At 50.1% G+C, this 14,306-nt stretch carries 10 protein-coding genes; 1 reads left to right on the top strand and 9 read right to left on the bottom strand.

The genetic code is table 11. The features are described from left to right. Positions 1 to 250 precede the first annotated feature (250 nt). Entirely contained in the window at positions 251 to 715 is a 465-nt protein-coding gene (locus OGX95_RS05570) for a hypothetical protein (protein ID WP_271450303.1), read from the bottom strand. Positions 716 to 938: 223 nt separating this feature from the next. Here OGX95_RS05570 and OGX95_RS05565 point away from each other — a divergent pair, with 223 nt between their 5' ends. Next, entirely contained in the window at positions 939 to 1,388 is a 450-nt protein-coding gene (locus tag OGX95_RS05565) for an IrmA family protein (RefSeq protein ID WP_286628625.1), read from the top strand. Between the two features lie 62 nt (positions 1,389 to 1,450). On the opposite strand, the gene OGX95_RS05560 is transcribed toward OGX95_RS05565, so the two are convergent. Genes OGX95_RS05560 through OGX95_RS05525 form a run of 8 tightly spaced genes read right to left on the bottom strand, consistent with a single transcriptional unit; the run spans position 1,451 to position 14,291 of the window. Further along, positions 1,451 to 1,951 (bottom strand): hypothetical protein, encoded by a 501-nt coding sequence (locus tag OGX95_RS05560; RefSeq protein ID WP_286628623.1) that lies wholly within the window; start codon positions 1,949 to 1,951, stop codon positions 1,451 to 1,453. A gap of 46 nt (positions 1,952 to 1,997) precedes the next feature. Then, positions 1,998 to 3,566 carry a formylglycine-generating enzyme family protein gene (locus tag OGX95_RS05555; RefSeq protein ID WP_286628622.1) on the bottom strand — a complete coding sequence of 523 codons (1,569 nt, stop codon included), beginning with the start codon at positions 3,564 to 3,566 and terminating at the stop codon, positions 1,998 to 2,000. A 48-nt stretch (positions 3,567 to 3,614) separates the two neighbouring features. Then, positions 3,615 to 4,829 carry an ABC transporter permease gene (locus tag OGX95_RS05550; RefSeq protein ID WP_286628621.1) on the bottom strand — a complete coding sequence of 405 codons (1,215 nt, stop codon included), beginning with the start codon at positions 4,827 to 4,829 and terminating at the stop codon, positions 3,615 to 3,617. Continuing rightward, positions 4,819 to 5,544 carry an ABC transporter ATP-binding protein gene (locus OGX95_RS05545; protein WP_131380056.1) on the bottom strand — a complete coding sequence of 242 codons (726 nt, stop codon included), beginning with the start codon at positions 5,542 to 5,544 and terminating at the stop codon, positions 4,819 to 4,821. The genes OGX95_RS05550 and OGX95_RS05545 overlap by 11 nt, the downstream gene beginning before the upstream one ends. Further along, positions 5,544 to 7,505, bottom strand: a complete 1,962-nt coding sequence (locus OGX95_RS05540; protein WP_280556971.1) for a vWA domain-containing protein — start codon at positions 7,503 to 7,505, stop codon at positions 5,544 to 5,546. Before OGX95_RS05540 ends, OGX95_RS05545 begins: the two co-directional genes overlap by 1 nt. Beyond that, a complete protein-coding gene (locus OGX95_RS05535; protein WP_252170789.1) occupies positions 7,502 to 8,515 on the bottom strand; it encodes a flagellar basal body-associated FliL family protein in 1,014 nt (337 codons plus the stop codon). The genes OGX95_RS05540 and OGX95_RS05535 overlap by 4 nt, the downstream gene beginning before the upstream one ends. Continuing rightward, on the bottom strand, positions 8,509 to 11,223 hold the full coding sequence (locus OGX95_RS05530; RefSeq protein ID WP_286628617.1) for a virulence factor SrfC family protein: 2,715 nt from the start codon (positions 11,221 to 11,223) through the stop codon (positions 8,509 to 8,511). Before OGX95_RS05530 ends, OGX95_RS05535 begins: the two co-directional genes overlap by 7 nt. After that, complete coding sequence (locus tag OGX95_RS05525; RefSeq protein WP_271457256.1) at positions 11,223 to 14,291, bottom strand: virulence factor SrfB; 3,069 nt, start codon at positions 14,289 to 14,291, stop codon at positions 11,223 to 11,225. The genes OGX95_RS05530 and OGX95_RS05525 overlap by 1 nt, the downstream gene beginning before the upstream one ends. Positions 14,292 to 14,306: the final 15 nt, after the last annotated feature.

Raw genomic sequence — 14,306 nt, 5'->3', positions numbered from 1 at the left:
AATGAGTCAGTGCGTGAGACGCTCCCATCGCTGCCACGCGTTGTTCCAAAACTGTCCGTGCGCCAGCTATTTCCTTGATCATCACGCGTCGTTCCAAAGCTGTCTGTTCTGTAGGTGGTGGCACTCGCAACAGAGGATAACAACATCAAAATGAAAAAACTGAAAACTGCTTTTCCCGACATCATGATATTCACCTTATGTGTATTATTTGTTTTTGGGATTAGGGCAGGTATGTTGGCCTCATTCCTGGTCAGATTTTACGCCCTTCCAGATGGCACTGGTAAGAAATACCGCCATGCTCGCCAATTAACCAATCAACAGCTTGTCCTGACAGTCGATTGATAGATACATGGGATACCAGCCCCCATGTTTTATTGTCTCGTGACCCTTCGATTTTGTATTCGATGGTCTTATCGGTGATTATCGGGTGTACGACTCTGAACCAGGTATCATCACGTCCTTGAGGCTGCCCATCAATATCTACAATGACTGCCTCTGTAAACCAATTCGTACTTTGACCATTGCTTACGCATGTGTCTCCCGAATCAGCACGAATATCAAGGCAGAGTTTATCTTTTGATAAATAAGGGGCTGGCCAGATTCCTGTTGCTGACTGATCGTTAGTATTTTGCGGTTCACATACAATTAAGGATGGTTCGGATGCGAGAACAGGCAGACTGCATAGCAAAGTAAAGGCAAAAAATGTGTTTCTCATGTGGCGAGTTATCCGTGTCTAAAGTTAAATTTACAGGATTATCTACATCTCTAATACTTAGAACAAATTTAAAACAAATCGATGATGTCTGGTTTACGTTGAGATAATATTAATATGTTAAACATTTTTAACGTATAATTATGAGCTCGTTTCAATTTTTAAATATTTAGATAAGATACACTATTTATATGTCTTTGGAAAATCACAACAGAGAAATATAAAAATGAAACATGCATTGGCCGGTTTATTTTTGGTAGGTGGGTTTTGTGGAACGATCAATCCAGTTATGAGCGCAGAAAGTGAGAGTCGCTATATCAATATTCGCAATACTGACAGCGGCTGGGTTCAGGGGGGGGCGTTGGTATTTGCTCTGGATAACGGGGGGAATGGCGCGTTTAATGACCTTACTATTACCCTTCAGCTCACCGATAAATCAGGTGCGACCCTGGAAACGGGGGCGCTTCACGTTCAGGCATTTGGTGATAGTGATGCGACTCGCTCAATTAATGCAGCAACAGAATTTAGCAGTGATTCAGTTGAAAATACGGTCAGTATTATCATTACTAAAGTTGATGAAGCCTCGCAGGATGGCTCATGGCATGCACTTCCATTATCAGTTTTTGACCCTCAATATTATCAACCGCTGAAAATTAGCGTAGGACACGGTAAGTAGTTCGTCTGTGTTTCTACAGGGGATATCCTGCGATATCCCCTGTCTGATCTGGCGCACGTATATTACTTATTGATTAAGTCGATAATACGATCGCCTTCAGCATCTTCCTGTGCCACCCGACTAAAGATACTACTGTCGCTTTGTGTACCTACCTTGATTGGTTCTTTACAATCTTTGTGGAATACTTTTTTTCCATTTTTTGTGACGACGACGCCAGACATATCACCGTGTTGCTCTTTGTCGTAAACAATATATTCATAGATCCCTTTTACGATGCGAATCCAGTATAAAGATCCTCCGGCGATCGTTTCTGCGCTGTAATACGCTGTGACTCCCGGCTGATTAGTGACAAGATTCAGCTCCGCAATAGGAGAAGATGCTGTTCCCAGAGCATATCCGGCAGCATCCTGGGCAATAAAAGCGCTGGCAAATTTATTATTGGTTAGCAGACACTCAAGTGTTAACTGTTCCTGATCCTCTGAACTATAGGTCTCGGCAAAAGATGTCTGGGCGGCGGCAATACAGCCTAAGACTATTGCCGCAATTTTTAAGCTAAACTTCACGTTCTTCACTCCTTAATAAACATGTGTGTTTAATCGTTGTGTGAGATTAATTTCCGCTTTTAATTTGCTTACAAGTATCCAGCCACCCGGCGGCATCAATTTTCCCGTTTGCCAGATATTTTTGCTGATTCTGCCAGTGCGCGGCAAGAAATGGCTTAAGACCTGCAAGACGTTTGTTCAGGGTGAGCATTTGATCGAAAACCGTCACTTCATGTTTCAGACCTTCCTGACCATAAAGTGTGGCTGAATCAACCAGACTACTGGCGTAGTAACTCGTCAGTTGTTGCAGGCGACCTGTTTGCTCGCCCAGTTTTGTTTTTCGGATCGCGCAATTTTTATCACTGTCATCTTTATCCTTACACAGCAATTCATAGTTGTGATTGAGGAAGTCAAGAAAGCGGCCATCATCCTGCAATTTTGTGCAAAGGAAGGAGCCGAGGTTAAGGCTGGCGCGGATCGATTGTGCCCGTTCTTCCTGCTGTTGCTGATTACTGGCGCGGAGCTGATTTTCCAGATCCTTCAGTTTCTTTTTCAGCTCTGTGTCTTCAACGCCTGATGCCAGGCTTCCCAGTGCTTTCGCGGTGTCTGTGGGGGCGTCTTTGCTCTTATCTATGCCCGGTTTATCTGCACCGAGAGTAGCCCAATTTTTCTCCAGCTGTTTCACTCGGTCTGTTGATGTAATGGTCGGAGAGACCAGAACCAGACGCAATCCGGTGGTTTTGCTGGTGAAAGGATGGGCTTCATCGTAGTAGTTAATTTCTTTACGGGTCGCGCTACGGATCTCTGATTCATTCGAGATGACGCTGCCTCCGCGAACCACAAAACCACCAGCCTGGCCGTGAAGTCTGTTGATTTTATTGAGATAGAACGGGGTGAACATCATCTCAGAGACGTTGCCCAGCATATCGTGTAGGCCGAGGGGGTTAGGGTTCAACAGCCCAATAAGCTGTACTTTGCCGTTAGAGGACTGCGAACCGGAATACCACTCGTAATTTTTCATGTCATCCATCGGGTAGTGGGAATCACGGAATTCCGCACTGTTTACCTTGAGGCCGCCGCGTGCTGCAAATTCCCATTCTACTTCAGTGGGCAGGCGTAAAAATCCAGGGTTGCCATCCTCTTTCGGTAATTTGTCGAGAGCATTCGTGCGTAACCACTGGTTATATTTATCGGCAAAATTTACCGCATCGAACCAACTGATATTGGTTTCTGCGATGCTTAACTTACGTGATGGCGTGGGGCAGGTACCGCTGGTTAATGCCTGGTATTGCAATGCTGTCAGTTCATATTTGGCCATCAAATAGTAACGACCTTTGCTTTTTTTGCTTTCGGTAAAGCTACCGGCGATAAAGGTTGGATAACTGTGTTCAACAAACCCCCATTCTCCGCCATCTTCTCCTAAGGTGATCGGCATATCATCCAGAGGGCCCGAGACCGGGATCTCTACCTGACGGAATACCATGGCACCTTCACAGGGCATGGGCAAAATAATATCTTCGCTATCCGGCTTGGGGTTATAGATTTTCTCTGCCCACGGTTCGGCCAGCACGGGCGACATCTTCACCAGCAGAGCCAGCGCCAGCCAGCGTGATAATGTGGAAGGGGTAAGGGTCATGAACGTTCTCCGCAAATGATAAATGCCTTGGGCAAGTAGGAATATGGGTTATGCCTCGCGCAGGCTCTGCGCAGGTTCAATATTAATGGCGCGCCAGGCACCAATGCCGGCGACCAGTGTCGCCACGACAATGGTGAGTATCAGAGCGACGAGGCCGTGCAACGGGGTAATCTTACAAATCATCTGACCTGTTGCCTGACTGCCCGCTAACGCCTGGTTAAAGACCTGACTGGCTAAAAGGTAGATCGCAAAGCCGCCGATATAAGCCACCAGACTAAGCAGACAGCCTTGAAAAATCACATAGGCACCCACTGCGGGACGGGTAAAACCGAGCAGGCGGAGGACAGCAATATGTTTACGTTTGCGGTCAACATTCGCGATAAATGAGCCAATAAGTGAGGCAATACAGCCAACCAGTGCAGTGGCGGCAATGGTATTAAAAATAATGCCCAAAACCCGATTGATGCTTTTCACATTTTCTATATCAGCCAGACGGCTGGTGGTTTCGATACGCTGTTCCCGGAGATCGCGCTCAAGGCTGGCAACCTGATCAATATCGCGGGCGTATAATCTGGCGCGTGCGTAGAGCGGTGGTTTACCGTCAAGCTGTGCACCGCTGGCCACCCCCAACCCGGTTACCGCAAAGCCATCGCGGAAATGTTCAAGCGCCAGCAATAACGAAGGCTGGGTAAAGATCGCGGCACGATTAAAATAGGTCGCAGGCAAAATCCCCACGACGGTAACGCTTTTTCGTCCCCATTCCCGGCGTTCATCAAGCATTCTGCTTACTCGCAAAGAGAGCGAATCACCGACACTGACCGCTAATTTACGTGCGGCTTCCTGGGTAATGACAACCTCGTTTTCCTGATGGAGTTCAAGGGACTTGAGTAAAGGGTCCCCTGAGTCTGTTGGAATAACTTCAGCGTTCTCAATGAAATGTGTGCTGTCTGTTTGCAGGTCAGCAAGCGTATTTAGCGAACGCGTTTGCCCGATGGCGAAACCCACATCGGGTCGCTGCCGTAACTCTTCGATCCAGTTTTGGTTGTAGCTGCCGCTACTCAGCATACGGATTTCCAGGTTGCGAGGGTCACTGGCCAGATCTTCTTGTAGCTGGTTCACAATCCCAAAACGCAAACCGAAAAGAAGTAATAAAGGTGCGATGACAGCGACAAGAGAAGAGACGATGCAAAAAGAAATGATGCGATCGTGCCACAGGTCTTGCATAGCCAGGCGGCCCAGCAGTCTGGCTCGGTTAAAGGACAAAATAGGTTCCTCCCTGTTCGTGCTTCGACGATGCCACTAACGGTTCAGGCTGGGCAGTTAAACAGGGTAAATTGAAATGTTGTACCAGTGGCCAGTCGTGGCAAACAATCAGCGCCATCATGCCTTCCTGGCGGACCAACTCAATAAACAGGCTAAATAATTTCTTTGCGTTGTAGGGATCAAGTGCGGCTGTTGGTTCATCCGCCAGTACCAGCTTTGGACGGTGCAATATCGCACGTGCGAAAGCGGTTCTCTGTCGTTCACCAAACGACAACTGCGTTGGATATTTGGCCAATAATGGCGCAAGTTTGAGGGCATCGATTACTCTGTCCAGCAGCGCGTTGTCGGGGCGTAATCCCAGCAACTGGCACGGCAGAAGGATGTTATCTTTGACGCTCAGATAGGGAAGCAACCCCCCATTTTGCAACACAAAGCCAAGCTGGCGGGCGCGAATACCCGCCAGTTCATTATGTTGTTCATCCTTTATCAGCGTTGCGATATCAAATTGCTGTGCACCTTCGTCCAGCTCAAAGCACCCGATTTTACTGGGCTGCAGTAATAAGCCGATGGCTTCCAGTAGCGTGCTTTTACCACATCCACTTTCACCTGTGACCGCGACCACCTGGCCTGACCGCAGCGTGAGCTGCGGCAGGTAAACCCGGTGAGCATGGCTGCCCTGACCACGAACAACGCACAACTCTTCTATGCGCAGCATCAGGGCATCATTTCCAGCGGGATGGGATAAACGCGATCGCGCGGATCGCTTCCTTTTGCCAGCTCAACCCAGCGATCAACATCGGCGTTATATTTTTGGTAATGACGCAGTTTGGATGACAGCGTGCGGATAAATTTCTCCTGTGACAATCCATCCCAGCTTTTCCAGGTCTCTTCGTCGAGGTTCAGGACATCGCTCTTATAGGGAAGATCGGCCAGATATTCTCCCAGTACCCCCAGATCGCCAATGCGGGCATTGTCCTGTTGTTTCAGCTGGTTAGGATCAGCACCCATGGTTGCCGCAACAGTTCGCAGTTGCTCAAACATTTTGGTCGGTGAGATCATCCCCTCATTTGCTGCTTTAAGGATCTGGCTGACAGCATCGCTTAAGTCGCTTAGCTGACCTTTGGTCAAGAGAACACGAACGTCGGTGGTAGGAATGTTTTGCTTAATCAGGTCGCGGTCGCTAATCCATGCCTGAAAGACTAACGGGGCTTGTGTGCTGTTACGCTTACCCAGATAGGCCAACTGCATGGCATGTCCAATTAATGCCGTATCCTGAAGCAGCTTTTGTTCCGGTGTCAGTTTCTGTCCATCGTCTTTCGCGTAAAGCGCACTACCAATCGCAGCATCACCCATGTAAGCGGATTTAACCTGCTCAGTAATGGCGGAGGCTAGCGCATCTACCTGCTGGCCAAACATCTTGATATCACCGGCATTTACGGCCTGGTAAAGGTTGGACTGGGTGCTGTCAAAATTGGAGAGATCGCGGTACTGGCTTTCGGCTTTGGCATGGTTATCTTTGCCGCCTGATGTTTTTAGGTGCAGCGTATAGATAGCAATACCGCGGTTACCCGCCTCAAGGCGAAGCTGGCTGGCATCCAGACCGGTACCTGACAGCTTGTTGCTACCGTCAATAGCACCTGCATCGGTAATCAGGACCATGTAACGAGCGCCAAACGGGCTCCAGTCAATGTCATCAATAGCTGATAGCACGCCGGAATACGCATCCTCGTCATACAGAGAACTGGAGACTTTCGCTTCTTTTAAATCAGCGACTTTCTTCAGGAAATCCGTACCATCTTTCACATGGTTAGGATCTGCGTAAATCTTTGTGCGGTACTCAAGGCCCGGAACGGCTTTGGTATTTGAGCGAAATGAGATCAACCCAAACTTAACCTGCCCATCCAGATGCTCTTGTTTGATCTTGCCATAGATCTTATTAACCGCTTCTTTGGTGCGTTCAATGTAAGGCCCCATTGAAATGGTTGAGTCAATAACGAAGACCACCGAGGCGTTAAACCCTTTCAATTGATTTACGTTATCTTCTTGTTTTTTAGCCGTTTCAGCTTTACTGACGGAGGCTACGTTAAGCAGGCGAGTATAGAAGCCATCTTCGGTCATGACCTCTTCGCCGCTCAGGATTGGCAGCAGATAAAACTGCTTTTGCAGATCGACAAAATATTCAGGCTCTTCAGCCTGAATACCTTCGGCGTGGCCATCCCGTTTTAACTTGGCGCGAAGTGGGGCAACCAGCGATACGGGATCGGGGGCAGAGAGAATATCATCAAGGCTTTTTCTCTCTTTAAAGAACAGCAAACGGTCACGGTTTGCCGGGTTGGTAAATGCCAATGTGAGCTGCATTTTCCAGTCGACGGTACATGACTTTGGTAACCAGCCTATAGTTTTACCAAAGCTATCCGGCCCGACCTTAAGCCAGCTCTGGCCGTTTGCATCTTCTTTTTGATAAACATACAGGCTGCTGAAGGCCGGCTGTAGCTGACCTTTATCATCACCTGCGGCAGTCCCAAGTTTGCAGCCCGGGGTAGTGAGAACACGTTGATATAACGTTTTCTTACCTTCCTGGAGCAGAGGTTTGTCGCCATCAGCGGCAAATACATGCCCGCTGAGCAACAGACCACATAATGGCAGAGCCAGACGACTCATCGGATTCCAGGTCATTTTCCTAGCTCCTCAAGGCGCTGTTTGGCTGTTTGGTTGTCAGGCTCCGTTTGCAGAACTGTTTCGTACCAATATGCTGCAGTATCTTTATCCGGTGTTTTGAAACATTCACTTGGCTGGTGGTATTTCGGGTCGTATTCACCTGCGTACACGAGCGCGATTTTGGTATCGCCACCCTGGGCACGGTTAGCATACAGACGCTGTGCAACACCACATTTTTTAGCCTCTTTTGCGGCCTGGATAATGGTCAGCAGTTTGTCACTGTCGAGTTTTTCCTGAACGCAGCTCTGGACGAAATCAAGCTCGTTCTGGCTGTTCAAACCCTGTGCAGAACAGGTGCTATGAGCGACAGGCTCTGGTGCGGCGGCGGGTGCAGACGCCGGTGTTTCTTGCTGTGTTTGTTCAACGGGAGGGACTTCCGGTGATTTATCCCGGCCTAAAAACCACCACAGTGCACCAGCTATCACGACTAATGCCAGTATTGCCGCGCCTATAACAGGAAGGCGGGAGGACCCCGATTTCGCCGGAGTTCTCGCTTCAGTATGAATTACCGGCTCTACAGGTTCAGGGGCAACAACGGTTTCTGTCGCAATGACGGGCTCAGAAGGAACTTCTGGAGTAGCCAGCATGCTGCTGCCGCTATAGTTACCTGTTTCACCTCTTGCTTCAGAAGAGAGCAGTTCGTCGCGCACCAGCTGTAACGTGGTATTGCGTGTTTCTCCAGAATCCAACTTGATCTGAATTTGTACCTGGCTTGCCGTCGCCAGCAATGGGTCAAGCAATGTTGGGCCAATACGAAAACCGCTACCATTATTTAACGCATAACCACCGTTCATGGTAAACCAGTGTTGCGCCGGGCTCCAACTGCCATCGGGTTGCAGGTAGTTCTGCTCGTTATTGCACAGAGTAAAGGTCAGATTAGTCAATATTGCGGTTTCACCACGCAGGCGGACCATCAATTGTGCAGTACCTGGCTCTGCCGGCTGGCAGGCGATGATTTTAGCTAGCATGGCATGTTCTCTTGTTTCAATTGGCTGATAATCTGACCAAGTTGACGATTCTGTTCGAAGGAAATATCCCGTGTGGCGCTATGACCCGCATTGTCCAGGACAACGCTCATCAAAGCAGAAAGCCAGTCACCCAGATAGGAAACGCCGGGCTGTGGTGCAACGGCGGCGAGTTGTGGCAACTCATCGTTAGCGAGCTGCTTCTGACGCAGAAACACTTTGTTTTTCTCGCCAACATAGCTGTTGGGTACCTTGTCTGCTGGCAGGGCGAGATAACCAAACCAGGCAATAAAATCACGAATGGTCAGTTGAGCGCGTAAAACCTGACGTGCTCGCATGTGTACGCGAGTTGTTTCAGCCTGCTCTTGACCCGCCAGGGCATGTTTCAATGTCCCTTCCAAATCCAAACGTGTGGCGGCGGTGATTAGCTCTTCGCTGAGTTGATTAATCAGCTCACTGCTCATGCCCAGTTGACGCCACTGCAACGGTTGCTGCGGCAACTCCCGTAGGTGGGCTACCCAGGCTTTAAAGGCCTGATGCGCGAAATCATCATCCTGGCCTACGCGTTCCGCTGCAGCAGTTGCTGGCGCATCAACAACGGCGGTTTCAACAGGGGTAGTCGCAAAGGGATCGCTGGCAAAGGGGTTATCAGCGAACGGATTACCACCAAACGGACTGGTTGCGAAAGCATTGATGGTCGGGCTTTCGCCTTCGTTTTGCGGTGCCTGCTCGAGGTCGCGAATACTCAAATAAATGTTGTTGAGCTCCTGAGTCGGCAGAACCAGGCGTTCGATAAGTTCCCCCATACTGTGGGAACATGCAGACAAGCCCTGCCATAACTCTTTGGCAATTGCTTGTTTTTTCACAATCTGCCCATCACCGTCTTTTTCGTACCACCGGCCAAGACGTTGATCGCCGGTTTCCATGCGACATTGCAGCAGTTGTTGCTGTAAACGTTTTAGCTTGAAGTCGAGATGGGCGACGCCGCGCAGTGCTTTCGTCAGGCGAGACATTCCACCGTCGTTGAGTTCGAGCATTGCCTGCCAGGCTGCTTTCGGTTCTGCAACATGTTTATTCACATGTTTTCCGCAGACGAAGGTGCTGCCCATAGTATCGAGTACATCGCGGTAACGATCGCTGATACCCACTTCCTGGAGTCTCTCCTGCCCGGCATCACCTTCAAGTCTCAGGAAAGGGTTATCAAGCCCGGGTTTGCGTACCAGGAAACAGTTGTTGAAAGGCTGGTTGGGTGCCCATTGTGAAAGCCATTCATAGTTCGAGAAACGCTCCAGTAAAGTCATGTGCATCATACCTTCCCAGCCTTCTTTTAACTGGCTTTCGGTATGTTGCAGGCTGTTGACGATACGCATATCACACATGGTGATTGCCCAGAACAAACCCGGGTTGCGGCCCCCGCGCTCTTCGGCACTCTTACCCTGGGTTTTCTCTACCCAGCGGTTTAATACCGGGCCCACATCAGCAACGTCGCTCTGTTTGGCTGAGCTGGCGCATACGACAAGCGCATTCATTTCCTGGTTATCGGTATAGCGTTCGAACAGGTAAGCAACTTTTCCGCGAAGCAGGAGCTGCGAAATCGCGTTAAGTCCATCCCGGCCAGCCTGTTCAAGTGCGGTGATCTTGAGACGACCGCGATAGCCAGGGAAGTCGAGCAGATCAACCTGTTCTACAACGCTGTTGGTTTCAACTTCTGCCAGAGGGAAAATCAGCTCTGTGGTTAAGGCCGCCAGTTCCGCCTGCGTTAAGTTGGCGCTACCAATTTGTTGTTCTTCTTTCCAATAACGGATCTCAACGTTGCGATCCTGGTTGGAGCCCAACCTGTTCAGGCTATCTACGTTCATGATGCTGCCGCTGCTATGGTCAGTCAGCGTTTCCAGCGGGGCAAATACCATCCGGGTATGGTTCAGTTTCGCCAGTACATTGGCTAATGAACGGTAGGTTTCGGTGAGAGCCGGCTGTTCTCCCCACAACAGGGAAAAGAGCTCTGCACGATCATTTGGGCTCAGCGTCGGGGCAATTTTCAACACCTGCGGCCACCAGGCGTGTTCAAGCTTCTCAACTGACTTTTTAAAGGAGGCGTTAAGGTAATCCCACAAGGCGACGACATCTTCCTGGCTGACGCCGTTATATTCCTGAACCTGCACAGCACGCTGCAGGAATGGGCGCAGGTGCTCTTCAACCCGGCTTTGGTCAAGCTGATAGCTCAATTGCTCATGGTTGAAGTCGTTAAACCAGGCGTTGGCCAGAATCTTAGCCAAATCGATTTCACTGAACAGGCGCAACGGCACTGGGTATCCAGCCGGCGCGGCAGGCGCCTGACGGGTAAAGCGAGTGACCAGCCCCGTCGCTTCTTTACCTCCGCCGACAGGGTTTACCTCTTTGATAAAGTCAACACGCCTTTCGCCGTAGAGTGCTTCCAGCGACCCATTGCTACCAGCAGCGAGCGCTGAAATGAGGTACGATTTCCCTGCCTGAGAAATACCGAAAAAACCGACGGTCATCGGTGTTTTGGCAACCTGAGTCAGGCTATTGGCCAGATTCCTCGTACGCAGCAAACTCAAGTTGAGTTTGTCTGCTTCGTTGTCTAAACGACGTGAACCGGGGCGTACGTTGTCGACCCATCCGAGTGCGTCCAGGCATCCCTGAGCGATAGCAGCCCAACCCTGAGTGAGAGATTTTTGTTCGCTATTCATTATTTTTTAACACTCCCGCTATCGAGCCAGTGACGGCTATCAATGAGCCCTCTGTCGGGCATCGTATTGAGTTCCAGATCCAAATCACGTTTGCTAAATGACTTATCGGTGTTGCTGCTGACATCGGCGATCGTCAGGCGATCGCTAATCAGTCCAAGCTGACGAGCTCGTTTACCCTTATCGATCGTCAGTCTGACTTTGAGATACGGGGAGCCATTATCCGTGGACTGAGCCGAAGAGAATTTTTTACGTCCTTCTTCGCTAAAACGGAGGGTATACAGCGGTGCTGCAGTCCAGCGTTCTGCATCCAACTGGCGATAGCCTAAGCGCAGGTCGCCACGCATAACGATGCTTTGTGTGGTTTTCTCGCCATTTTCATCGGTGATGGCCGGAAGCTTGATCTGCCCGTTTTCAGACTCGATATGTTGATAAACGATGTCGGCATCGCGAATCAGGTTATCCATATCAATGGTGCCGATATGGCGAATCGTTGAATATGGTTTCAGCTCTGAGGTGCGGAAATGGAAGTTAGGGATGCTGTGGTTTGCACACAACTGCGTGAGCATGGCACCCACTGAAGCCGTACTTTTCGGATCGTCGATATGACCGTTTTTATGGAACGGGTACCAGGTACCCGTCTGATAACCATGTAACGGCAGAATACGCCCTGGCGGTAACGGAAGGTTGCGACGAATAATCGCCTGAATCCCAGGTAACTGAGATGGCCGGCCGGTGAGTAGCAGCAGATCGCAATGATAATAAGACAGCACTTCACAGAGTGCAGTCAGGACTTTATCGATGCTGAACTTACCTGCACAGAGATCGCCATGGAGTTTGGCGAGTGGCAGATTAAGCATGATATCTGCGAGCTTAAAGTCGGTCGGACCTCCCGCTTTCTGAACTTCCCGGCGCACGAATCCTTCGACTTCATCACGAATACAACCCACCGGTAGCAAATCGCCGACACGTTGGTTAATCAGGGTATGCGTTTGTTCATCAAGCGGATCGTAATGTTCGTATGTTCCCAGGATATGTAATGCGAGCGGGACGAACAGTTGCAGGCTCAGTTGCTGGCGAAGCACGGCTTCGGCTGCACTAATATTCTGCGATCCGCACAACTGGGACATCAATGTTTCAGTGGACATCACACCGGCTTCACGCAGGGCTTGCTCAAAAGCGGGGAGAACGTATGACTGAATAACATCCAGCAAAATGTCATCACCTGCGATCTTAAAACTGTCGCGAAAGCGCTGGTGCGGGATGATATGTACGTTAGTACCACCACCAGTGTGCCCATTATGATCGAGGCGGTAATCGGTGATCACCAGATCGGTGGTCCCGCCGCCAATATCAATTGACGCGATAGTGATACTTTCACGATCGGTACGGTCTGGTCGGCCAATTGCGTCGAAAAACTCTTCCGGATGACCGGCAAAGTTCTGATTAATCTCGGTGTACAGGTAAACCAACTGTGCACAGGAGGCTTCGTCCCACTCCACCCTGATTTTAGGTAATGGGATCTTGATGTTTGCTTCCGTATGCTCTTCTTGTACGTCCTCATACGGATCGTTCTCGCCGTTGTGCCAGCGTAACGATTTCCACACCAGGCCGACAGCCTGACGCATGCGTTCATCCAACACACAGCGTTCAGCCATGGGCATACCAGGCGGAACCGTCAGAATAATATGGCGTAGCTGACGCGGGATCCCTGCGTGTCCCTGACGAATACGCTGCTCCGGGCTGTTAATCTGACTAATGGCCTGGGTCAGAACTTCTGCCAGCATAAAGGTCATCAGCGAACTGCGTGAGTAGCGTGGCGTAAAGACGGGGATGCGATCCATCTCATCTTCAATGGTGTGCAGGGCTTCGCCTCTTTCATCGATCAGGTTGGCAAACGGTGCTGCCGTTGCCAATGGATTGCTGTCCTGCACATAGCTGCCATTAAAACGCCAACCCTGACCATAAAACTTCTCATCCCACAGATAGCGTTTAGGGCTGGATAGGCCTGTTGAACCTTCGCTGCCTTTACGACGAGCCGCCAGACGGCTGGCTTCACCACCAATACGTGCGATAGTCGGCCACTGGAACGCGTCGTGGCGACCGCTGCGTACAGAGCAGTGATCTTTGCCGAAGAAGGCTTGCGAAAATTCGACCCGGCTTTCAAAAGGATCGGTATAGATATGTTCGGGGGCACTGAGATCACGTAGTTTCAGCACATAGTTATGCCTCATGCCTGAACCTGATTGCCCGTGATCTTCAATAAGAATGCCACAGGTGCGCGAGTTGCCCACGTCGAGTATCAGGTCGACGGCGATGGGTTTAATAGCATTGGTTTCCCGATTGGCGATCACCCTGAACTGCGGCAGTTCAATGACGGGTTCAGTCTGGGTTTGCAGACCTTCGACTGGAATCGCCATCAATGACAGAAGGTTCAGGTAATGTGCCAGCGGGTATTGCTGTGCAAGTTCCTGTTCACGCTCGTCGATATCCCGGCCTTTGCTCGCTTCTTTGAATACTTCTTTGAGCCAGTCGGTTATCCAGTCCTGAGTCAGGTACCAATTTAGGGCATAGGTTGCAGTTGCGACGGCGAAGGTTGCCCCGGCATTCACATCTTCCTGGTTCGGGCTGAGGTCAGCGGCAGCCTGCTGTTTAGCCATAATACGGGTGTCGATCGCCAGCGTCATGCGATGGCTATGACCATCTAAATCGGGTTCTGGTAGTTTGACTAAACGAAAACGAGCCCAGTTTAGCGGTCCCTCCTGGTACACATTCGGTGGGCTAAAGCGAAACAAAGGAAGCGGTAACCAGATGCCGTCGAACAACTTCAGGCTCTGTTCAACAGGGATATCGTACTGGCTTTTGGCCTTCTCGATGTTATCGGGGGTCGGCTGATAGAAATAGTAATCGCGCTGCTCGTTGTAAATTAAACGGGTGAGTACACCGTTTGCTAATTTGACAAACTCGCCAGCAGGCAGGCGGCCAAGGGACAATCCGAAATCCATAAACTGGATCCCAGAGTCACCCACGAGGGTAATTTGACGATCGAAAGATACAATCTCAGGCAACATAGTTATCTCGTCCCT

Origin of the sequence: Citrobacter sp. Cu233, from assembly GCF_030332225.1 — a bacterium.
GTDB lineage: Bacteria > Pseudomonadota > Gammaproteobacteria > Enterobacterales > Enterobacteriaceae > Citrobacter.
This window is presented reverse-complemented; position numbering and strand designations above follow the sequence as displayed.